Raw genomic sequence first — 21,712 nt, 5'->3', positions numbered from 1 at the left:
TTCATGGGCGTACCGCCCTGGCAGGATAAGAGAGGTGTCCTTTTGTTTTCGTCGGAAGCGTGTAAACGAAGGAGCCAGCTGTCAGATAGAGCACTGAGTTCTTTGGACCACCCCATGTGAGATTTGCGGGCTGATGCGGCAGAAGGATCGTCCCCAGGTGCTTGCCCGCTGCACTCCACACCCATACTCCACCAGGACCGGTCACGTAGAGATTGCCTCTGGTATCCGTCTTCATCCCGTCAGGGACTCCACGCGCTCCGGGCACGTTTTCATCCGCGAAGACCATCCCGTCGCTTAATACTCCGTTATGGAGGCGATAGCGGTGAATATTTTTCTGCGCAGTGTCATCCACGTAGAGAAATTTGCCATCGGGAGAAAATGCCAATCCGTTCGGCTGATGAATCTCGTCGGTCAGCAGAGTCAGATCGCCCTTCGCATCCAGCCTGTAGACGCCCTGGAAGGGAATCTCCTGCTTTTCGCCCTTGACGAGGTCGAGCGTCGGGTCGGTGAAGTAGATCGCTCCCTCGGGGCCCAGGGTCACATCGTTGGGGCTATTCAGGCGCTGGCCCTTGTAACGATCAGCCAGAACCGTATAGCTCTTCATATCGGGCGACAGCCGGATGATGGCGCGCAGCACACTGGCAGTTACGATCAGCCGGTGTTCTCTGTCGAAGGTGTTGCCATCGGGATCGCCAAGCTGGATAAGTTCGTCGCGATGTCCGTCAGGATAGAGCCGATAGATTGCATTCTTCGTCTCATCGCTCACCAGAAGCGTCCCGGCAGGCTCCCACACCGGCCCTTCGGTAAAGCCAAAACCGTCGCCCATTATGCTGAGCTTCGCATCGCGATCGAAGAGTTTCCAGAACGCCGGATCTTCCGCTTTGAGAGAAAAGCCCCGCGCGGGCTGCTCTTTCTGCGCAACGACGGGGATGCTCAAAGAGAGGAAGAGACAGACACAGAATATGCGTCTCAATGGCGCCTCCCGTGTGGCTTTGGTGGGGCGGCCGCAGCGGAGAACGTCAGGTAACTCACCACATCATTCAATTCTTCAGTAGATAGCCTTGTCGCATAATCGCGCGGATGGAGCGAATGCTCTGTGTGCTTCAGGCTCTTCAACTTCGATTTTTCGAGCGTATGCCAGCGCCCATCTTCGGATTGCAACGTGATGGTGAAGTTATCCTCCGCCCTGGCCAATCCGACGATCTGCCTCCCATCGGGAAGCACAGCCTCCACCACCGTGGAGACGGGAGCGAGAACAGCGTCGGGCTTGGTGATGGCGTCTGAGATCGTGTCCGATGTAAGGCCGCTGGCGTAATCGGTCAGGTCGGCAGCGATAAAGCCTCCCTGCCCCTTCATCATGTGACACTGGGAGCACCCGGCCTTCCCAAAGAACAACGCCTTGCCTGCTTCGGGATTGCCCGTGATCTGAATAGCAGAGTTTTTGCCCTGCAGATCTCGCAGGTGAGCGACCACATCCTTAATCGTCTGATCGCCAAGGAAGCCGAAGGCAGGCATTCCCGAGCCGGAGACTCCTTTCTGGACGATGGCGACAAGATCTGCATCCGACAGGGCAATGATATTGCGGGCAGTGGCAATGTTTGGAGCGCGTTCTCCCCCGCGGCCATCGGCCCCATGGCATCCTGAGCAGTAGGTGGAGAAGGTGTGCGCACCCGCATCTGCGTTCGCTACAGCAGAATGCTCCTGCGGAGCAGCAGCAACCTGTGCCGCCAGTGTGGAGGCAGCAAACACTACGGCCGTGCAGAAAACCCTGATACACAGAGATGAGGCAATGCGGTGCAAGTCACGTACTCCCGATCGAAGCTAGCCTTTTAGGATCGCAGACGGCCGAGGCTTTACTGCCAGGTCGATATTCTAGACAACATACCGGCACGGGTGCGATTTTCAGGCCCGTTTACTCCTACTAACCTGCCGTTGTGCGATTCAATATCACCTGAGCAGTAGATGCATAGGGTCAATGTCCTATCCAGACGATTTATTTTTCCTGGGAGCTGGCTTCTATCGCTCGCAGGCCCATACACATACACGGAAAGACGGCCGCAACGCTGCGGCATGTAGAATGAAGTCGTAAATCGGAGCGGGAAATATCCAATCCGCTCGGAACCGGCCTCCACGGCGAGGGTTTCGATCTCCCGATAAAACTTCTCTGGAAAGCAGCTGTATGAATCAGACCAAGCCGAACGCCGAGCCCACGCTCAACCTCTCCAGCACCCCTGATTACCGTGAAGGCTACGCCAACAGCGTGCAGGTACGCATGTCGGTGTGGGACTTTATGCTGGTTTTTGGAACGATGAGTCAGGACAGCCCGAACGAGCTCACCGTCAAAAATTTCCAGGGAGTCTACCTGAGCCCACAGCAGGCCAAGGCATTGCACAATGTGCTAGCTCACAATCTGGAGCAGTACGAGAAGACCTTTGGAACCATCGTTCTCGATCAGCAGGTTCCTCCAGCCGGCGGCCCGGTTCACTAGAAGAGGCGTGTGCGATCTTCTCCGCGAGTCCGCAAGCCCCCCGCTGACCTTTCAACGGGGCTGCTCTTCCCTCTCTTCTTTGCCGCTGTTTACCTGAGCCACATTACCCTGCTTCGCCTGCCCTACTTCTGGGACGAAGCCGGCTATTACATTCCCGCCGCCTGGGACTTTTTCCGAACCGGCTCATTGATTCCGCAGACGACGCTCTCGAACGCGCATCCACCGCTGCCGTCGATCCTCCTTGCGGCATGGTGGCATCTCTCCGGCTTTGTTATCAGCGGAACGCGGACCCTGGTTGTGATGGTCACCGCGGTAGCCCTGGTCGCGGTGTTTCAACTCGCGAAGTCGTTGCGGAATACTCCGGCTGCCATAGCCACGGTTCTGCTGACGGCTCTTTATCCTGTCTGGTTTGCCCAGAGCACCCTGGCGCACGCGGATATCTTCGCCACGGCCTTCACGCTGTGGGCACTTGCCCTATATCTGGCTCCCGACAGCGAAAACCAGATCCTCACATCTGGCCTGTTTTCCTTCGCCGCACTTTCCAAAGAGACTGCGATTATCACGCCGATTGCTTTGGCCGGTTTCGAAGCGTTCCTGCTGGTTCGCTCTGGCAGTTCGTCTACTCGGCGACGGCATCTGGTGTGGATCGTTTCGCTGATAGCGCCAGTCGTTCCTCTGATTGCCTGGTACTCCTACCACTATCACCGCACCGGGTTCGTCTTCGGCAACCCTGAGTTCCTGCGTTACAACGCTACGGCAAACCTGGATGCATACCGCGTCGTGCTCTCCCTTTGGCATCGTCTTCTGCACCTTTCAGCGCACATGAACATGTACGTCCCGGTCGGGTGCACGATTGCGATTCTTTTTATGCCGGTTCGTTCATCCGCCCCGGACGCCATGCCTCGCCGTACGAGAGCTGCGATCTTCACCGTCCTGGTTGCAAACTGGATTGCCTTCTCTGTCCTGGGCGGCGCACTTTTGACGCGCTATCTGCTTCCCATGTATCCGCTGGTGCTGCTGCTTTGCATCACGGAGTGGCAGCGCCGTGTACGCCGCTGGTGGCTTCTGGCTGTAATGACCGCCGCAGCCTTCCTCGCCGGCATCTGGGTCAACCCTCCCTATGCTTTTGCTCCCGAAGACAACCTGACATACCGGGACATGATCGTCCTGCACCAGCACGCGGCCGCTTTTATCGAGCAGCACTACCCTGACAGCACGGTGCTCACAGCCTGGCCAGCTACGGCGGAGCTTACTCGCCCGGAGCTTGGCTATGTCCGGCATCCCGTCAGAGTCACCTCCGTACAGAACTTCGCCTTCGACCAGCTCTCACGGGCGGCGCAGGATCCCGGCAGCTACGATACGGCACTGGTGTTCTCTACCAAGTGGGAGCCGCCTCCGGGCCACGTCGACCTGAGCAGGAAGAATCGTTCCCTCGACACAAAGTACTTTGACTTCCATCACGACCTCACTCCCTCTGAGGCCGCAGCGCTTCTTCACGGTGAGATCGTGTGGCAGGCACGGCGCAAGGGAGAATGGGCGGCCGTCCTCCATTTTCCCCGCGCCTTCGACGCCTCTCTCAGCAAATCAGCCGTGACGTCCGTACAAATTGGCTCTCAGCCGTGACGCCATAGCCCTCCCGCTTTGCGCTCCTCACAAACCGGGACGATCCGGAGCGCCAGCTTTGGACGCTCTATACTCAAGCTGTGCTCAGGTTTGCTTCATTCCGTCCAACCCTTTGCGGTCTTCTCCTGGTCCTCGCGCTCTCTCTCGCCTTCACGCCACCGTTGCCGGCGCAACAACAGGCCGATCAGCCAGCATCTATCGGCCGCGTCGTCCTGGTGCTGCCATTTGAGAACCATTCCGGCCAGAGCGATCTTGCGTGGATCGGCGATTCTTTTCCCGACACGCTGAATCAGAGGCTCTCCTCGGCCAGCTTCCTGACGATCTCGCGCGACGATCGTCAGTATGCGCTCGATCACCTCGGCTTCCCCACGGACTTTCGCCCTACCCGCGCCACGACCATCCGGATCGCCCAGACTCTCGATGCAAATTACGTCGTCATCGGGTCCTACACGGTCAATAACGGACGCATCTCCGCCCAGGCCCAGGTGCTGTCGGTCAATGAGCTAAAGATGTCGGCGCCGATCCAGGAATCCAACGATCTGCGACGTCTCTTCGACGTGCAGAACACCATCGCATGGAAGATCGCAAAGTATATCGATCCGCAGTTCAATGTGGCACAGCAGACGTTTCTAGCAGCATCCGGCCAGGTCAGGCTGAGCGCGTTTGAAAACTATATCCGCGGCACCGGCACCGGCTCTGCCGGGGAGCGCATTAAACGGCTGCAGCTTGCGGTCCAGCAGTCACCCGGCTACGCCGCGGCGCTTCTGGCCCTGGGAAAAACACAGTACTCCGAACGCGATTACGACCAGGCGGCGGTCACGCTCGATCGCATCCCAAAGGATGACCGGCTCGCGCTAGAAGCAAATTTTTATCTTGGACTGTCGCGTTTCAACTCAGCGCGTTATGCCGAAGCCGAAAAGGCCTTCAGCTTTGTCGCCAGTCGACTTCCTCTACCCGAGGTCATCAACAATCAGGCCGTCGCGCTCAGCCGTCAGGGACATAACGCAACCGCGCTCTTCCAACGAGCCGTCGCCGCTGATCCGAAGGACGCGGACTACCACTACAATCTTGCGGTCTCCCTTTTCCGGTCTGGAAACCGTAGCGAGGCGCGGCGTGAAGTCGATCTCGCTCTTAAGCTCCGCCCTGCTGATCCTGAAGCTCCTTTACTCAAAAGCCTGATTGCACAGGGCGCGCCGCCTCCTGCTCCGGCTTCGGCAAATACTGCAAACCGGACCGGGAACACCGCAAACTCCAGCTTTGAGCCTTTGGAGCGGATCCGTCGCAGCTACTCGGAGGCATCGTTCCGTCAGGCTGCGTTTCAGATCGATCAGATGCGGGCGGCACGTCTGGCAACGTTGCCCGCCTCAGAGCAGGCAGCTCAGTACGTCCAGATGGGAAGCGATTATCTCGCTCAGGGCCTGATCCCGGAGGCCGAGCGGGAGTTTCAGTCGGCGTTGACCGCCGATCCTGCCAGCGCGCAGGCACGCGCCGGGCTTGCCCAGATCCGCGAGCGCAGCGGGGATACCGCAGCCGCGCGGGATGAGGCACATGCTTCCATCAAGCTGAAACCGAACGCTGCAGCATACCTGGTTCTGGCAAGACTGGAACTCAACGGAAACCAGATTGCGGCCTCGGCCGCGGATGTAGCGCAGGCCCTGAAGGTTGAGCCCAACAACACCGCTGCTCTCGGCATGAAACAGGCCCTCGCCGCGCGCGGACAAAGCCTGCCGTAGAGGTCTTCCAAGCATGAGATCGCTCCGTTATTCCGTAAGCCACCTCGCCCTCGGAATCGTCTGTGCCGTCTTATGCCTCTTCACGGTAGCCTCACGGGCCGCAGAGCCGGCGCCTGTGCTCAAGCTGACCCTGCACGACACGGTTCAGCCAGTCTCCGCCGGTTATATCGTGCGGGGACTGGCAGAAGCGAATCGCCGCAGCGCCGCCGCAGTGTTGATCTCATTGGGCACTCCCGGAGGGCTGCTCAGTTCCACCCGTGTTATCGTCCAGGCCATCGAGCACTCCCCTGTTCCCGTCATCATTTACGTCTCCCCCGCAGGCAGCCGCGCTGGCTCTGCCGGCTTTTTTCTGCTGGAAGCGGCGGATGTAGCCGCCATGGCGCCGGGAACAAATGCGGGGGCTGCTCATCCCATCGTCGAAGGACGCAAGCTCGACCCCATCCTTAAGCAGAAGATCGAAAATGACGCGCTGGCCTTTCTGCGATCCTATGTCTCCCGCCGGGGACACAATCAACAGGCGGCCGAAGACGCCGTCCAGAACTCCAAATCTTACAGCGACGAGGAAGCTCTCAAACTCAACCTGATTGATGCGGCTGCCCCCGATGATGCGGCCTTGTTACGCAGTCTGGATGGAAGGCAGATTCATCGTTTCGATGGCTCCATACAGACACTCCACCTCGCTGGCGCACCCATCGTTCTTTTCCCCCCCTCTCTCCGCGAGCGGCTGCTCGGTCGCCTGGCCAACCCCGATCTTGCCGTTCTGGTCCTGGTGCTTGGAGCCCTGCTGATCTATCTGGAATTCAATGTGCCGGGGACGATTGTGCCGGGCGCCGTCGGCACGCTCCTTGTCCTGCTTGCGCTCTTCGGACTGAACCTGCTACCCATCCACCACACCGCGATTTTTCTGCTTCTGGCGGCCGTCTCAATGTTCGTGCTGGAGGCAAACTTCACGAGCCATGGCGCACTTGCTCTGGCAGGAACTCTCTGCCTGATCGCCGGTCTGCTCACCCTGGTCGACGGCCCCATCCCTGAACAGAGGGTTCATCTGTCGACCGCTGTCGCCGCAGGGGTTGGCTTTGGTTCCATCTCGTTCTTGCTCGCCTGGATTGCACTGCGCGCCCGCCGCAGCAAAGTACTCACCGGTCCGGAGGCGATGATCGGGGCAACAGCCATCGTCCAACGGCATTTCGACGATCGTGCTGAGCCGGGATTCCAGGTGGAGATTCGCGGGGAGTTATGGAACGCGCGATGCTTTTCTCCGGGCGCTTCCCTGCCTCAGCCCGGCTCCGTCGTTCAGGTAAGAGCTGTCGACGGGCTTGTTCTGCTCGTTGACTCCAAAATGGTCTCGTCCCCCTCATAACCCGCCAAACATCAATCCAGAGTAGACTGGAGAGGCAATATTTTTCGGTTTAAGGGAGTTTCTGGCTGATGTCGATTGCGTCTCGCTCACAGCGTGTGTTGAGCCTCGTTTTTTGTCTCTTTGCAGCCCTGACAGTCTCTTCGGCGGCCCAGGCCACGAGCAGTAACCCAACACTCGACAAACATCTGTCGCGCATCGACTTTGCCGTCAACGGTATCGGCATCTTCACCAAAGACGTCACCGGAACCAACGACCTCAATGCAAACGTGACGCAGCACACGGGCTCCACCCTGGGCGCCCTGATCACGATTCGCTACACCAAGTCACCCTATATCGGTGGAGAATTCAATTACACCTACTCCCGGTATACGCAGAGCTTCAGGCAAGCCGGCACCAAGGAATTCATTTACATCGTTGGCGGTGTACAGAATAACGTGAGTGAATATTCCCTGGGTTATGTCATGCATCCGCCTCATCAGATTCTTGGAGCAAGTCCCTTCATCTCCGTGGGGGCCGGTACCACTGCCTTCCGGCCCACAAAAGGCGGCGGTCAGAGTCTGATTAACCAGGCCCGTGCGACGTACTACTACTCCGCAGGTCTTGAGAAGGAACTCACTCCCCACTTTGGGATTCGCGCCCAGTTCCGGCAGGCATTCTTTAAAGCTCCGGACTTCGGAACGAACTACCTGACACTCCAGAAGCACACCTGGACCATCGAGCCGGGAATCGGCTTTGTCATCCATTTCTAACTGCGGGGACGCCGTTTCGGTCGATCTTCTCAAACAACGTGCCGGTAGCCAGACTCATTCTCGAGATCGAGATTCCTCACGCGCAGTCGCTCAAGGACCGGAGGCAGGTTGTGCGCTCGTTGAAAGACCGGCTGCGGCACGCCTTCAATCTCGCAATTGCAGAGCTGGACTCCGGGGAGATATGGAATCGGGCCACATTGGGCATCGCAGTCATCTCCGGTTCGCAGAGCTACCTGACCGGCCAGCTTCAGGAGATCGATCAGGCTGCTCACCGCCTGTGCCAGTCGCTTGGTGCGGAGATTTCTGATTCTTTTGCCGAGATTCTTCCGGAATAAAGTCCGGATATCCACTGATCTGGCCAGAAATCCACCTTATTCGCGTTCGATAGAGCGCTTGAGTCTGATACCCTAACCAGTTCACAAAGGCAGAACCCGTATGGCAGAACAACGAGCCCGAGCCCATCACCGCAGTCGAGTCGCCAATACCTTCGCAGAAGAGATTGGAGCCATGCTCGAAGGTGAACTCTCCGATCCCCGCATCGCGCCCAGCTACGTCACCGATGTTGTTCTGGCGCCGGGAGGCAAATCCGCACGCATCTACGTGGCTGTACATGGCAGTGAGCAGGAGGAAGAGGCCACTCTGGCGGGGCTGATGACCGCCCGTGGCTATATTCGATCGCAGCTTCGTGAAAGAATGGGAGTTCGTCATGTTCCTGATCTCACATTTGCCATCGATCGATCGGAGAAGATGACAGGAAGAATGGAAGAACTTTTGGGCCGACTCAAGAAACGGGAGAAGAAGCGAACCCCAACGGAAGAGGAGACTTCGCAGGCGGCGACTCGCTCATGACGATCGAAGAACCTATTGCAGCTCTTCTGGAAACCTTTCGTTCGCACGAGCGTTTTCTCATCACCTCCCACGCAAGGCCGGACGGAGATGCCGTCGGCTCCTCTCTTGCTATGGCGGAAATTCTCGACCAGATGGGTCGTAACTGCCTCATTGTTCTGGCCGATGAGGTTCCTCACGTCTACCAGACGCTTCCCAACGTCGACCGAATCCGGCTGGCGAAAGACGTTTTGGAGATCGAACCGGATCTCTCGGTCCCAGCGATTCTGCTGGAGTGCGACGGTATTCCGCGAACTGGTCTGACGGGCCTCGAAGGAAGGCTTCTGCTCAACATCGACCATCATGCCAGCGGCCGGCCGTTCGGTGCTCTCAACTGGATCGACGAACATGCCTGTGCCGTCGCGGCGATGGTTTACCGGCTGGCCCTGGCCGCTGGCGTTGAAATCACCCCGTCGATGGCGACCTGCCTCTATACGGCCATCATCTCGGATACTGGCTCATTCACCTACTCAAGCACTACCGCAGAGACCTTCGCTGTGGCTCACGATCTGGCCACGCGCGGAGCCGATCCAGGCCGGATCGCGCGAGATATTTACTTCTCCAACCGCGAAAGCAAGATCCGTTTACTGGGTACGGCGCTCTCTAACCTCCACATTGAAGGCCCCCTGGCATGGAGCTGGGTGACCGCCCAGGACATGGAAAGGACGGGGGCGGGAGCCGAGGACTGCGAGGGCGTTGTTAACTACCTGATCAGCATCGCCGGGGTTGAATCCGCCGTCTTTCTGCGGGAGATTCCTTCTGCCGACCAATATCGGCTCAGTATCCGCAGCAAAGGAGGCCTGAACGTAGCCCAGATCGCAGAAAGCTTCGGTGGAGGAGGTCACCGGAGTGCCAGCGGGTGCACGCTGGATGGTCCTCTTGACGTGGCAACCGAGCGAATCCTTCAACAACTTAGAACCGGACTCTGTTAACCTTGTCACGTTTCTCTTCCGAAATGATTGATTCTCAACCATCCAACGGACAGAGCACGGAGGGCGGCGGTACATCCCGCGGCCGGCTGTACCGACTATGGAAGCGCCCCGAGGCTGCTGTCTCCCGTGAACTGCTGATCCTTGTTCTCGTCAGCGGATTTCTTCTGCTCTACGGTCTGATCCCCATGTTTGGCGGAGACCAGCTTGGCCTGGTAGGAGCCGACGAGCCACGCTACGCCCAGGTCGCCCGGGAGATGCTTGAGGCCCACTCAGAGGCCTGCCATGAGGTCAAGGCGAAGATCGTTCCGCACAGCCTCCGGCTCACCGACCTGGAGGCCTCCTATCACTGCCTGATGGGCGGCACCGTCACCCCGATTCTCTACGGTCAGCCCTGGCTGGAAAAGCCGGCCCTCTATTACTGGCGGGCGATGGGCTTCTTCAAGGAGTTCGGCGTCTCGGACTGGTCAGCCAGACTTCCCTCCTCTTCCGGTGCCTTTGCTCTCATCTTTCTGATCTTTCTGCACATGCGAAGGTTCAGGCCCGGAGGGCATCTGGACGCTGCGCTCATGACCATGTCTTCGGTCGCAATCTTCAGCTTCTCGCGCGGCGCATCCACGGACATGCAGCTGGCCGCACCGTTCTGTATCGGCATGCTGGGCTGGTATGCCTGGTATGAGACCGGAAAGAAGTTCTGGCTCTTCGACCTGTACTTCTTCGGAGCCGCCGCCACCCTGGCCAAGGGGCCAGTCGCTCCCTTTCTCGCTCTCTCCATCATTCTTCTGTTCGCTGGATTGCGCCGCGAGTGGTCGCTGCTGCGCAGAACGATCTGGGTGCCCGGTCTGATCCTCTATTTCGCGATGGTCCTGCCTTGGTACCTCGCGGTCCAGCTCCGCAACCCAAGCTTCTTCCGGGTCTTCTTCAAGGAACATAATCTCGAGCGGTTTGCCACCAACCGCTACCAGCATCATCAGCCCGTCTGGTACTACGTAGCCGTCCTGATCATCGGACTGATGCCATGGACCGTGATCGCAATCCGAGCGCTGGTCGATTCCATTGCGGTCTCCATCGCCGAATGGAAGGTACGGCACAACCCAAAGCGATATCTGGGGCACACCCGCGCCGGCGACGCCTTTCCTGAGTTTCTGGTCCTGTGGGCGCTCTTCCCCATCGTCTTCTTCTCCTTCTCAGGCTCCAAACTTCCCGGCTATATCCTTCCCTCGATTCCCCCTCTGACGATCCTGACCGGCGATTATCTAAACCGTATGCGCCACCGCGGTCTGCCGGGCTGGCTGCAATGGGGCCATGCAGCGACTACTGCCGTGCTGGTCTTCGTGCTCACGCTGGCTCCACAGCATATGAAGTACGAGACGCTGGTGCCTTCAGCCCATTGGCTGCTGGCCGCCGGAGCCGCGGCGCTTGGGGCTGCCCTGTTGATCTTTTTCGTCGGACGACACTGGGGAATCTCACAGCTCACCAACATAACGCTGATTCCGTCTCTTGCCGTTCTGGTCTTCCTGCTGGGATTCCACGGAAGAGATCTGGACATCAACTACTCCGCTCGTCCGCTGGCACGGGAGATGGCCCGCAAAGCGCCGGATGTGAAGACGGTCGCTGTCGAGTCGGTGCGCCGCGACCTCGACTATGGCATTGCGTTTTACCGCAATCAGCCCACGGTTCACTACAGTCAGAATGGCGTACCGACTGAAGAACATCTGCTGGTGATTCCGACCAGGGACACGGCCGCCCTGGAGCACTATCTCTCTGGACGCATGTATACTCCCCTTTTTCTCTATGACACGCAGGGGCTTGAGGTTTATCGTGTTGCAGCCAAGCCCTGAGGGAAAAGAGTCGTAACGAAAGGAATTCGGCCGCGACGGAGAGATTTCTATAAGCTCGACGCAGACTTTCGATCCGCTCGCATCGTAGTTTTGTGCAGATGCCAGTCGCAACCCAACTCGAATTGCTGGATCTGAGGCAGTTTTCCGCCCGCCAGCTTCGCCCGCTGCTCCAGGCCGAGGCGGACCTGTGGGAAGAAAAGCTGCACTGGGACTATCGAAGCTCGACCGATCTTCTGCTGCAATACCTCGACTCCCGCATTCTGCCAGGCTTTGTGGCTATCGACCGGGGCAAGATTGCCGGATATACCTTTTGCGTCTACGAAGGACACAAGGCCGTCGTCGGGGACTCCTTCGCCCTGACCAGCAACGAGGAGCAGAGCCTCTATATTGCAGACGCACTCTTGCGAAAGCTGCTGGATCTGCTCCTTCACTCGCCAGGCATCGCTCGCATCGAATCGCAACTGCTGCTCTACGAAAGCGGCCAGATGGACTCGGGATTTCTCAACGCCGGTTTCGTGGGACACCCGAGGCTCTTTATGGAGCTGGATGTAGAACGTTCCATACGACCCAGCCTGATGAACACGGCGGATGATGGGATCGAGCTGATTCCCTGGTCATCGCTGTACTACCAGGCGGCGGGAGAGCTGATCCATGCGGCCTACCGTCATCATGTGGATGCCGAGATCAACGATCAGTATTGCTCACTCCACGGGTCATTACGGTTTCTGCACAATATCGTGCGCTTTCCGGGTTGCGGCGTCTTTGAAGAGCACCAGTCATGGCTGCTGCGCGAGAAGGCCAACGGAAGGCTGGCGGGAATGCTGCTCTGTTCGCGGGTCGCCCCCGAAGTCGCTCATATTACCCAGCTGTGCGTCTCTCCCTCACAGCGGGGACGTGGACTGGGAAAGAGGCTACTAAACCACGCGATCGAGAATCTGAGAGAGTCCGGAACAGACTCGATTACCCTGACGGTCACCGAGTCCAACCATCCTGCGGTCGCACTCTATGAGGAGTTCGGGTTCCAGGTCCGGCATCGGTTCGATGCCATGGTGCTTTCACGGGATTCGTCGACCTGGATTCATGGGTAGCCCTCCTTTATTCGCGCAAACTATCGCTAATAAATAACTTAGACCGGACCTCCTACGCTCGTGCTGAAAAGGCCGCTCGCTCTACTCCTGCGCTCGAGTTGGGGGGGCAGGCAGTCCGATAAGGTGAGGTGCGAAGCGCTGGCGTTTTGGGCGGTTCAAGCGAAATACACGGATTCTTCGGTCGCGCCTCAGAAGGACGACCGTGCGGCGCCCCCGAAGCTGAGGCGCCGCACGGCCGGTACGATCACCAAGACTATTCCACGTGGTAATTGGGAGCTTCGCGGGTGATGATGACGTCGTGAACGTGGCTCTCGCGGAGGCCGGCGCCGGAGATGCGGATGAAGCGGGCATTCTCCTGCAGTTCGGCGATCGTGGAGCAGCCGAGATAGCCCATTCCGGAGCGTAGGCCGCCGACGAGCTGGTAGACCATTCCCTCGAGCGGTCCACGGTGAGGAACGCGGCCCTCGATTCCTTCGGGGACAAACTTGGCAAGGCGGTTGGCGCTTGCGGTTTCGCGAGCGGTCAAGTTCGGCCGTTCGAGCGTGATGTCGTCCTTGCCCTGGAAGTAGCGCTCGCCGGATCCCTGGGCCATGGCGGAGAGAGACCCCATGCCGCGGTAGGCCTTGAAGGAGCGGCCCTGGTAGAGGATGGTCTCGCCGGGAGACTCGTCGACGCCGGCGAAGAGGGAGCCCATCATGACGACGGAGGCTCCGGCGGCGATCGCCTTGGTGATGTCTCCGGAGTACTTGATGCCGCCGTCGGCGATGATGGAGATGTTGTTCTCCTTGCCTGCGCGGTAAGCCTCGGAGATCGCGGTGATCTGGGGCATGCCGGCCCCGGTGACCATGCGGGTGGTGCAGATGGAGCCGGGCCCGATGCCGACCTTGATGGCGTCTGCTCCAGCCTTGATAAGGGCCAGCGCACCTTCGTAGGTGGCGACATTTCCGGCCATGACGTCGATTTCAGGGAACTTATGTTTGGTCTCGCGTACGGCCTCAATGACGCGGGAAGAGTGGCCGTGGGCCGAGTCGATGGCAAGGGCGTCGACGCGGGCACGGACGAGCTCTTCGGCGCGCTCGAGAAAGTCTCCGGTTGCTCCAATAGCGCCGGCGACGCGCAAGCGACCCTGGGAGTCCTTGCTGGCGTTGGGATACTTCAGCTTCTTCTGGATGTCCTTGACGGTGATGAGGCCCTTGAGTTCGTACTCGTCGTTGACGACGAGAAGCTTTTCGACGCGATGCTGATGGAGGATCTGCTCGGCCTGCTCGAGGGTGGTGCCAACGGGGACGGTGATGAGGTTTTGCTTGGTCATCACGTCGGAGACAGGAATGTCGGTGCGGGAGACGAAGCGGAGATCGCGGTTGGTGAGAATTCCGACGAGCTTTTTGTTTTTGGTGACGGGGACGCCGGAGATTTTGTAACGCCGCATGACCTCGAGGGCGGTGGCGATGGGCTGCTCGGGCTCGATGGTGACAGGATCGACGATCATGCCGGATTCAGAGCGCTTGACCTTGTCGATCTCCCCGGCCTGCTGCTCGATGGTGAGGTTGCGGTGCACGACTCCCATGCCACCCTGCTGCGCCATGGCGATGGCGAGGCGCGATTCGGTGACGGTATCCATGGCTGCCGACAGGAGCGGGGTGTTGAGGGTGATCCGGCTGGTGAGCCTGACCTGGGTGCTGACCTGGGTGGGAATAACTTCGCTGTAGGCGGGTACGAGGAGAACGTCGTCGAAGGTAAGGGCTTCGGGTACAGGAAGATTGATCATGTCTCGCTTAGTCTGGGGGTTAATGGCCTCGTGGAGGCGCGTGTCCGTTGAAGTTTTAATATTCGATTGTATGGGAGGAGCGCCGGGTGCAGCAAACGGCACTGCGGACGCAGCCAAATTCCACTCCCAAACCAACTCAGCTAGCGCCATCTCCATCGAAGGATCAATGGCTGAGTGGTTCTGGCTCACTGGTTCTGACTCCGCGATGAGTCATTCGCTGATGCAGTTAGGGTAAGCCGGGACAGACACGATTTGGTTATCGCACATCGCCTCCCACGGGGACATACTCTCCCCCGAGGCTGAAGAATCTTCCCTTCGTACCGGGCCCAAAGCAGGAATCAACGGCAAAATTCCAGATTCGCACGAGCCCCCTTGCTTGCCATGGGGTGCCCAACCACAGCCGTAGTCCTTCGCTTCAGAGAGGTAATGACGGTGAATCCATCGATAGGCTTCGCGCTTCTGACTCATGAAAATCCGGAGCAGATCCTGTTCCTGTGTCAGCAACTGAGCTGGCTGTTCCAGGACGCACCCGTTGTTGTGCACCATGACTTTGGCAAGTGCAGCATGAACACCGAGGTATTTCCGAGGAATGTGAGCTTTGTAGAAGACTGGCTGCCTACACGATGGGGCGGATGGGGTGTCGTCGGCGGCAAATTGAGGGCCGTCCGGCAGTTGTACCGGCGTCATAACCCGGACTGGTTTGTCGTGTTGAGCGGCGCGGACTTTCCGGTGAAGCCGGCCGATTCGATATTGAGGAGTCTGTATAGCGACGGTTTCGATGCCTACCTCTATCACCGGCCTATCGATCGCTGCATGCTGCCGCTGCCGTCCGAGGGATTCGGGGCGGAAAACTTCGCGCATCCGGCTTGGGAGCGCCTCGCCTTTGAACGTTATGTGGCGATCGGATTTGGATTTTACAAGCTGGCTACGCGATTGAAATGGAGGACGAAAGCGATCTACCTGCGTCAGAAGCCCTTGATTGAGCGGTTTACGCCGTTTAATGGATCCATTCGGTGCTTCGCAGGGGACTTCTGGCTTACGGGCAATCGCGTGACCGCGGAGGCGTTGATCGAGGAGAGTCCGCTCAACATGAAGCTGGTGCGTCATTTTCAGCGTCGTCCGAACCCGGATGAGGGATTCCCGCATACGGTGCTGTGCAATCGCCCGGACCTTCGCATTTCGACAGACAATAAGCGATTTACGGATTGGGCGGGGCAGATTAATCATCCTCGCACCCTCACGCAGGCGGACTTCCCGCATCTTCTGAGCTGCTCGGCGCACTTTGCACGCAAATTCGTTTTCGATCCGGAGTCGCTCGCCCGGTTTAGTACTTCGCTGCGTCTGCAGAAGGCAAGCTGACGGCGACGAGCGGCGAGAGCAAGGACGATCTGCTGACAACGCGAGTTCCCGGGCAGGTTTGAATTGCTTGCGCGCTGGATGTATGATGTGGATTGCAGCGTTTTTTCCGTTGTCCGACAGCTGCCGTGAGCGCACCGGCATAGGACGGAAGAGATGAGTGGGCCATCGCCCACTTTTTATTTGCTCTGAAATATGTTCCCTCCGGACTGGAAGCGGGACGCGGGACTTGCAGTAAGAAGGACAGTTATGGCGCTGAATCTGGAGGCAATTCGGGCAACAGCGGAGCGCGTCGCCGCTTCTCACCACCTGGATGTGGTGGACCTCGAGATTCAGGCAGGAGGCAAGTTCCGGACCCTGCGGGTCTTCATCGAGAAGGATGCCGAGGGGCGTGCCCGACTGGCCTCCCGGGCAACCGAAGAGGGCGCGGAAGAGGATGCCATCCTTCCCAAGGGGATTCCGGTAGAGATGCTTTCCGGGGTGACCCACGAGGACTGCGCGGCGTTTGCTCAGGACTTCGGAACGGTGCTGGATGTGGAAGACCTGATGCCAGGCGCGGAGTACACGCTTGAGGTCTCCAGCCCGGGGCTGGAACGGAAGCTTCGGGGACCGGAAGATTACACAAGATTTAGGGGCAGTCTGGTGAAGGTGCAGACCTTTGCTCCGGTCAACAGTAACCGGCACTGGCAGGGCAGACTAACAGGGTTTACCGGAGATGTTTTGACGCTGGACCTGTCGGCAGTAAAGCAGAAGGGCAAGGCGAAGAAGGCGGCAACAGAGACAACGATCGAGATTCCGCTGGCAAATGTGGAGAAGGCACACCTGGTAGCTGAGTTTTAGCCCGGCTGCTGCATCAGAAGAAAACAGAGATGAACGCCCCCACTTCCGAAAGATCTTCGAGCGGGGCAGTGAAGGACTAAATAGAGATGGCAAGTGCTTTGTATCAGTCGATTGAGATGTTGAGCCGCGATAAGGGAATCGACCCTGGCGTCGTGATCGGCGCCGTCGAGGACGCGATTGCCCTGGCAACCCGGAAGTACTACAAGACGCAGGAGAACATGCGCGCCGAGATGGATCGGGAGACGGGCGAGATACGGGCTTATGTCTTCAAGACTGTGGTCGAGGGCCCGGAGCAGCTGGAGGACGAGACCAACCAGATGACTCTGGAACAGGCGCGCGCACTGGCTCCTGAGGTGGAGGTCGGCGCTGAGCTGCGGTTCTACAAGGACACGACCCCGCTGGGCCGCATCGCTGCCCAGATGGCCAAACAGGTTATCTTTCAGAAGGTTCGCGAGGCAGAGCGGGATACGGTGTACAACGAGTACGCCCATCGCGCCGGTGAGGTTCTGACCGCGACCGTGAAACGGTTGGAGCCGATGGATGTGATCTTCGACCTGGGCAAGGCTGAGGCGAGGATGCCAAAGCGCGAGCAGAGCCGGCTGGAGCAGTTTGCCGTGGGCGAGCGCGTACGCGTGGTGCTGCTGCGCGTGGACCGCGCGGCGAAGGGACCGCAGGTGATTGTGTCGCGCGCCGCTCCGGCGCTGGTGCAGAACCTGTTTCAGAGTGAAGTTCCTGAGATCTACGACAACACGGTATCGATCAAGGCAATCGCGCGCGAGGCAGGCGAGCGAACCAAGATCGCCGTGCAGTCGCGCGACAAGGATGTGGACCCGGTAGGCGCCTGCGTGGGCATGAAGGGCATGCGCGTCCAGTCGATCATCCGTGAGCTGCGTGGCGAAAAGATCGACATCATTGAGTACTCGGACGAGATTACGACCTTTGCCGAGAAGGCTTTACAGCCGGCAAAGGTGAGCCGCGTTTCTATCATCGACCTGGGCGAGAAGCAGCTCGAGGTGATTGTCGACGATACGCAGCTTTCGCTGGCGATCGGGAAGAAGGGTCAGAATGTCCGTCTGGCAGCCAAGCTGCTGCAATGGAAGATCGACATCAAGAGTGAGGAGGAGAAGCGCCAGGAGGTCGAGCAGCAGATGCAGGCCATGGGCGGCGGACCTTCGACTCCGATCGAGCAGGTGACAGAGCTGGGCGAGTCGATCCTCGAGAAGCTGATTGCGGCCGGAATTACGACCGTAGAGTCGCTGGCCGACATGACTCCGGAGCAGTTGGAAGAGGTTCCGGGCATCGGCGAGAAGACGGTCGAGAAGATTTCGGTCGCGGTGCGGCACTACTTCGGGCAGTACGAAGAAGGCGAAGAGCGTCCGGCATCGGCTGCAGAAGAGACAGGTGCTGCAGAGGAGGAGGGTTCCATGAGCAGGACACCGGAAGAGATTCTCGCTGGCGAAGCTGGAGAGGGACAGGCGCGGGAGGTCGGCGGCGTTTCGGCCGAGGATCTGGCCGCCGTCGAGGAGAACGATTCGGCCTCGGATGCCTACACCGACGCGGATGCCCGCGAGGAACAGATTGAATTAGAGAACGATACGGTCGATACGCTGGTGGATGAGTCTGAGGACGTCTCCAGCGAAGGCATCGATGATGGGCGCGACCGTGAGTAATCGCAGGACTGAGGCGCTGCACCGGAAGTGCGGCAGGTTTAGAGTGATAGTTACAACCGAAATTCCTAATCTCGAAGAGGCCGATATGAGCAGCTAGGGCGTTAGGGAAGCGAAAAAAGGAACGGATGAGTAAAGTTCGAATCAACGATCTGGCACGTGAGCTGGAAGTAAAGAGCAAGTCCATTCTCGACGCCCTGACAGCTGTAGGCGTGACCGAGAAGAAGACGCACTCAAGCTCCATTGAGGCCGATGAGGCCGAGAAGGTGCGTGCGTATCTGAGTGGGGGAAGCCGCGCGAGCGGGGCTGCCGCGTCGAGGCAGCCGGAGCGGCCGAAGTTTGACCTGTCGAAGGTTTCCAAGCCCGGTGATGCATTGAAGGCGATTCTGGAGCGCAAGCAGGCCGAGGCCGCAGCCAAGGCAGCGCCTCCGGTAGTGGCGAGACCAGCGGTTGTCCAGCCTCCGCCGACACAGGCCACCACGCCACAACAGAGGACCGCCACACCGGCTCCTGCAGCGTCCAGCGCATCTGTAACGACGGCGACAGCTCCTGCGGCGACTACACCCGGGCCGCGAAAGATCGTGCCCCAGCCGCGTCAGGCGGCAAATATTGTTGCACCGCCTCCTGCGGCGCCCGCGATTGCGAGCAAACCGCCATCAGGGCCGGTCGTAGCTCGTCCTGCAGCGCCGCCTCCTGCATCAGCAGCGGGGACGACGACTCCGCAGGCACCATCCGCACCGCGCCCAAGCGCAGCGGCGGCCACTTCTCCAGTCGTCGCGACCCCGGCAAAGCCTGCGGCTCCGTTGGCTCCCGCAGTCACTCCAGCGCCTCCGCAGACAGCTGAAGCTCCGCGCGAGGCAACCCCGGCTGCTCCGCCTTCTGTGCCCAATGCGGCTGCCCCAGTAGCGCCTGCTGCTGCTCCGGAAGCTCCAGCTACCCCGCAGACACAGGCGCCTGCTGCTGGAACGCCAGCTCCCCAGGCACCTGCTCCGACGACGCCTGCTGCTCCGGCGCGCCGCGTGATCATGCCGCAGACGGGACCACGCCCAATCTATACGGCCCCTACTCCCGCTCCGGGAGCACCTCCCCGGAACCGGCCCATCTTTGAGCGTCCGCGACCACAGGGTCCTGGCGGACGTCCGCCGCTGCCTCCGGGAGCGCGGCGTCCGATGCATCCGACGCGCTCGTTCCCCGGCGGCTCGGGGCCTGGCGGTCCGGGAGGACGTCCGGGATTTGGAGGACCGGGGGGATCGCGTCCCGGCTTTGGAGGGCCGCGTCCGGGATTTGGAGGACCGCGTCCAGGAGCGCCGGGGCTTCTGCCACCAGGCGCAGTAGATGCTCCAGCTGGACGCCCTGCAGGGCGTCCAGCCCAGCGCCGTGGCGGCAATCAGCGCTACGAGAAGTCTAAAGAAGGCCCGATGAAGGGCTTTGCTCCGCCGCCACGTTTTGGCGGAGCCCAGATTCCGCAGCAGCCACTGCCGATCACCCGCACGATCACGGTGACCGAAGGCATCAGCGTGAAGGATCTGGCCGAGAAGCTGGACATCCGCGGTAAGGACCTGATCGCTACCCTTCTGATGAGGGGGGTCTTTGTTACGGTCAACCAGTCGCTGGATGGCGAGCTGGTGAAGGATGTCGCCCGGCAGTTCGGAGCGGATGCAACCATCATCACGGTCGAAGAGCAGTTGGAGAACGAAGCGATTGAAGGCTTCCTCGAAGACACGACCGGAATGACGGAGACCGTTCGTTCTCCGGTGGTGACCGTGATGGGTCACGTCGATCACGGTAAGACCTCACTGTTGGACGCCATCCGTCAGACTGACGTGGCGGCAGGTGAGGCGGGCGGGATCACGCAGCATATCGGTGCGTACAAGGTGCACGTCAACAAACCCGATTCGCCAGCCTTTGGCCGCGAGATCGTCTTCCTCGATACTCCGGGTCACGAGGCGTTTACCCGCATGCGTGCCCGCGGTGCGAAGGTAACGGATATCGTCGTGATCGTGGTTGCGGCGGACGACGGCGTGATGCCACAGACGCTGGAGGCCATCGATCATGCGAAGGCGGCCAATGTGCCGATCATCGTGGCGATCAACAAGATCGACAAGCCCGAGGCGAACCCCGACCGCATCAAGCAGCAGCTGGCCGAGCGCGGCCTGCAGCTGCAGGGATGGGGCGGCGATGTGGAGTATGTCGAGGTATCGGCGAAGAAGCACATCAACCTCGACAAGCTGGAAGAGATGATCTGCCTGGTCGCAGATATCAATGAGCAGAAGGCGCAGCCGGACCGCCCTGCTGTCGGTACCGTTATCGAAGCCAAGCTCGATCGCGGCCGGGGCGTGGTGGCTTCCATCCTGGTGCAGAACGGTACGCTCCGCACCGGTGACAGCTACATCGTCGGCAACACCTTCGGCAAGGTTCGGGCAATGTTTGACGATCGCGGCCGCGCCATCGCTGACGCCGGACCTTCGACTCCAGTCGAGATCCTCGGTCTTGAGGCGATTCCCGATGCGGGCGATACCTTCCTTGTGATGGCTGACCGCGACCGCGCCAAGGAGATTGCGCGCTACAGAACGATGAAGGAGCGCGAGGCCCAACTGGCCAAGAGCTCCCGCGTATCTCTGGAAGGCCTGGCAGAGCAGATCAAGCAGGCCGGAATGAAGGATCTGAACCTGATCCTGAAGGGCGACGTGCAGGGCTCGGTCGAGGTGCTGGCCGACTCGCTCGAAAAGATGTCGACGGAAAAGGTTCGTGTCCGTGTGCTGCGTGCCGGTGTCGGCGCAATCACCGAGTCCGATGTTCTGCTGGCTTCGGCCTCGAACGCGGTCGTCATCGGCTTCAACGTGCGGCCAGATCGCAAGGCTGCCGAGATTGCCGAGCGCGAGAACGTGGAGATCCGCATTCACTCGATCATCTACGAGCTGCAGGACGAGATCACCAAGGCGATGTACGGGCTGCTGGAGCCGGTCTTCAAGGAAAACTACCTTGGCCGCGCCGAAGTTATGAACGTCTTCAAGATCACCAAGGTTGGCCAGATCGCCGGCTGCATCGTCCGCGATGGTCTTATCAAGCGCGATGCGCAGGTTAAGCTGGAGCGCAACGGTGAGGTCGTCTGGAAGGGCAAGATCGCCTCGCTCAAGCGCTTCAAGGACGACGTGCCTGAGGTTCGTCAGGGAGTCGAGTGCGGTATCGATCTGGGCAGCTTCAAGGACGTACAGGTCGGCGACTTCATTGAGGCCTTTACGACCGAGCGTCTGGCAGCAGAGCTAGGCCGGACGGCAGCCGAGCGCAAGGCTGCTGCAGCCGCTGAGACTGCCAATGCATAACCAATCCGCCTGAACAAGCAAAGGCCGGGAAGATCTCCCGGCCTTTTTCTTTTTATCTTTCT

The 21,712-nt window shown here is 59.6% G+C and carries 17 protein-coding genes; 14 read left to right on the top strand and 3 right to left on the bottom strand.

Features of this window, described 5'->3' with window-relative positions:
* Position 1 precedes the first annotated feature (1 nt).
* Positions 2–937, bottom strand: a complete 936-nt coding sequence (locus tag GWR55_RS18825) for an SMP-30/gluconolactonase/LRE family protein (RefSeq protein WP_238398530.1) — start codon at positions 935–937, stop codon at positions 2–4.
* A 32-nt stretch (positions 938–969) separates the two neighbouring features.
* Positions 970–1,749 (bottom strand): c-type cytochrome, encoded by a 780-nt coding sequence (locus GWR55_RS18820; RefSeq protein WP_162403623.1) that lies wholly within the window; start codon positions 1,747–1,749, stop codon positions 970–972.
* A 430-nt stretch (positions 1,750–2,179) separates the two neighbouring features.
* Between GWR55_RS18820 and GWR55_RS18815 the strand changes: the two genes are divergently transcribed.
* The 10 genes from GWR55_RS18815 (at position 2,180) to GWR55_RS18770 (ending at position 12,696) form a co-directional block, all read left to right on the top strand.
* Positions 2,180–2,488, top strand: coding sequence for a DUF3467 domain-containing protein (locus GWR55_RS18815; RefSeq protein ID WP_162403622.1), 309 nt, complete (start codon positions 2,180–2,182; stop codon positions 2,486–2,488).
* 9 nt (positions 2,489–2,497) lie between these two features.
* Positions 2,498–4,111, top strand: coding sequence for a glycosyltransferase family 39 protein (locus GWR55_RS18810; RefSeq protein WP_238398529.1), 1,614 nt, complete (start codon positions 2,498–2,500; stop codon positions 4,109–4,111).
* An 80-nt stretch (positions 4,112–4,191) separates the two neighbouring features.
* Positions 4,192–5,844: a tetratricopeptide repeat protein gene (locus tag GWR55_RS18805; protein WP_238398528.1), complete on the top strand. Its 1,653-nt coding sequence runs from the start codon at positions 4,192–4,194 to the stop codon at positions 5,842–5,844.
* A 13-nt stretch (positions 5,845–5,857) separates the two neighbouring features.
* Positions 5,858–7,204: a nodulation protein NfeD gene (locus GWR55_RS18800; RefSeq protein WP_162403621.1), complete on the top strand. Its 1,347-nt coding sequence runs from the start codon at positions 5,858–5,860 to the stop codon at positions 7,202–7,204.
* A 68-nt stretch (positions 7,205–7,272) separates the two neighbouring features.
* A complete protein-coding gene (locus tag GWR55_RS18795) occupies positions 7,273–7,953 on the top strand; it encodes an outer membrane beta-barrel protein (RefSeq protein ID WP_162403620.1) in 681 nt (226 codons plus the stop codon).
* A 38-nt stretch (positions 7,954–7,991) separates the two neighbouring features.
* Positions 7,992–8,288 carry a DUF503 domain-containing protein gene (locus GWR55_RS18790; protein ID WP_162403619.1) on the top strand — a complete coding sequence of 99 codons (297 nt, stop codon included), beginning with the start codon at positions 7,992–7,994 and terminating at the stop codon, positions 8,286–8,288.
* A gap of 100 nt (positions 8,289–8,388) precedes the next feature.
* A complete protein-coding gene (gene rbfA / locus GWR55_RS18785; protein WP_162403618.1) occupies positions 8,389–8,802 on the top strand; it encodes a 30S ribosome-binding factor RbfA in 414 nt (137 codons plus the stop codon).
* Complete coding sequence (locus GWR55_RS18780; RefSeq protein WP_162403617.1) at positions 8,799–9,770, top strand: bifunctional oligoribonuclease/PAP phosphatase NrnA; 972 nt, start codon at positions 8,799–8,801, stop codon at positions 9,768–9,770. Before rbfA ends, GWR55_RS18780 begins: the two co-directional genes overlap by 4 nt.
* 23 nt (positions 9,771–9,793) lie before the next feature.
* Positions 9,794–11,608 carry a glycosyltransferase family 39 protein gene (locus GWR55_RS18775; RefSeq protein ID WP_162403616.1) on the top strand — a complete coding sequence of 605 codons (1,815 nt, stop codon included), beginning with the start codon at positions 9,794–9,796 and terminating at the stop codon, positions 11,606–11,608.
* A gap of 98 nt (positions 11,609–11,706) precedes the next feature.
* On the top strand, positions 11,707–12,696 hold the full coding sequence (locus GWR55_RS18770) for an N-acetyltransferase (protein WP_162403615.1): 990 nt from the start codon (positions 11,707–11,709) through the stop codon (positions 12,694–12,696).
* A gap of 253 nt (positions 12,697–12,949) precedes the next feature.
* Here the strand turns inward: GWR55_RS18770 and guaB are convergent, their stop codons facing one another.
* On the bottom strand, positions 12,950–14,464 hold the full coding sequence (guaB, locus tag GWR55_RS18765; RefSeq protein ID WP_162403614.1) for an IMP dehydrogenase: 1,515 nt from the start codon (positions 14,462–14,464) through the stop codon (positions 12,950–12,952).
* A 432-nt stretch (positions 14,465–14,896) separates the two neighbouring features.
* Between guaB and GWR55_RS18760 the strand changes: the two genes are divergently transcribed.
* The 4 genes from GWR55_RS18760 to infB all read left to right on the top strand — a co-directional run bounded on the left by GWR55_RS18760 (position 14,897) and on the right by infB (position 21,650).
* Positions 14,897–15,823 carry a beta-1,6-N-acetylglucosaminyltransferase gene (locus tag GWR55_RS18760; protein WP_162403613.1) on the top strand — a complete coding sequence of 309 codons (927 nt, stop codon included), beginning with the start codon at positions 14,897–14,899 and terminating at the stop codon, positions 15,821–15,823.
* Positions 15,824–16,069: 246 nt separating this feature from the next.
* Complete coding sequence (gene rimP / locus GWR55_RS18755) at positions 16,070–16,660, top strand: ribosome maturation factor RimP (RefSeq protein WP_162403612.1); 591 nt, start codon at positions 16,070–16,072, stop codon at positions 16,658–16,660.
* Between the two features lie 86 nt (positions 16,661–16,746).
* Positions 16,747–18,330 carry a transcription termination factor NusA gene (gene nusA / locus GWR55_RS18750; protein ID WP_162403611.1) on the top strand — a complete coding sequence of 528 codons (1,584 nt, stop codon included), beginning with the start codon at positions 16,747–16,749 and terminating at the stop codon, positions 18,328–18,330.
* A 125-nt stretch (positions 18,331–18,455) separates the two neighbouring features.
* Positions 18,456–21,650 (top strand): translation initiation factor IF-2, encoded by a 3,195-nt coding sequence (gene infB / locus GWR55_RS18745; RefSeq protein ID WP_162403610.1) that lies wholly within the window; start codon positions 18,456–18,458, stop codon positions 21,648–21,650.
* Positions 21,651–21,712 lie beyond the last annotated feature (62 nt).

It is taken from the genome of Edaphobacter sp. 12200R-103, assembly GCF_010093025.1.
Classification (GTDB): Bacteria; Acidobacteriota; Terriglobia; order Terriglobales; family Acidobacteriaceae; genus Edaphobacter.
This window is presented reverse-complemented; position numbering and strand designations above follow the sequence as displayed.

What these genes read in the sequence shown, in the direction of transcription:
- GWR55_RS18815 (WP_162403622.1), top strand. Translation starts at nt 2,180, where the DNA reads ATGAATCAGACCAAGCCGAACGCCGAGCCCACGCTCAACCTCTCCAGC.
- GWR55_RS18800 (WP_162403621.1), top strand. Translation starts at nt 5,858, where the DNA reads ATGAGATCGCTCCGTTATTCCGTAAGCCACCTCGCCCTCGGAATCGTC.
- GWR55_RS18795 (WP_162403620.1), top strand. Translation starts at nt 7,273, where the DNA reads ATGTCGATTGCGTCTCGCTCACAGCGTGTGTTGAGCCTCGTTTTTTGT.
- rbfA (WP_162403618.1), top strand. Translation starts at nt 8,389, where the DNA reads ATGGCAGAACAACGAGCCCGAGCCCATCACCGCAGTCGAGTCGCCAAT.
- GWR55_RS18780 (WP_162403617.1), top strand. Translation starts at nt 8,799, where the DNA reads ATGACGATCGAAGAACCTATTGCAGCTCTTCTGGAAACCTTTCGTTCG.
- GWR55_RS18775 (WP_162403616.1), top strand. Translation starts at nt 9,794, where the DNA reads ATGATTGATTCTCAACCATCCAACGGACAGAGCACGGAGGGCGGCGGT.
- GWR55_RS18770 (WP_162403615.1), top strand. Translation starts at nt 11,707, where the DNA reads ATGCCAGTCGCAACCCAACTCGAATTGCTGGATCTGAGGCAGTTTTCC.
- guaB (WP_162403614.1), bottom strand. Translation starts at nt 14,464, where the DNA reads ATGATCAATCTTCCTGTACCCGAAGCCCTTACCTTCGACGACGTTCTC.
- rimP (WP_162403612.1), top strand. Translation starts at nt 16,070, where the DNA reads ATGGCGCTGAATCTGGAGGCAATTCGGGCAACAGCGGAGCGCGTCGCC.
- nusA (WP_162403611.1), top strand. Translation starts at nt 16,747, where the DNA reads ATGGCAAGTGCTTTGTATCAGTCGATTGAGATGTTGAGCCGCGATAAG.
- infB (WP_162403610.1), top strand. Translation starts at nt 18,456, where the DNA reads ATGAGTAAAGTTCGAATCAACGATCTGGCACGTGAGCTGGAAGTAAAG.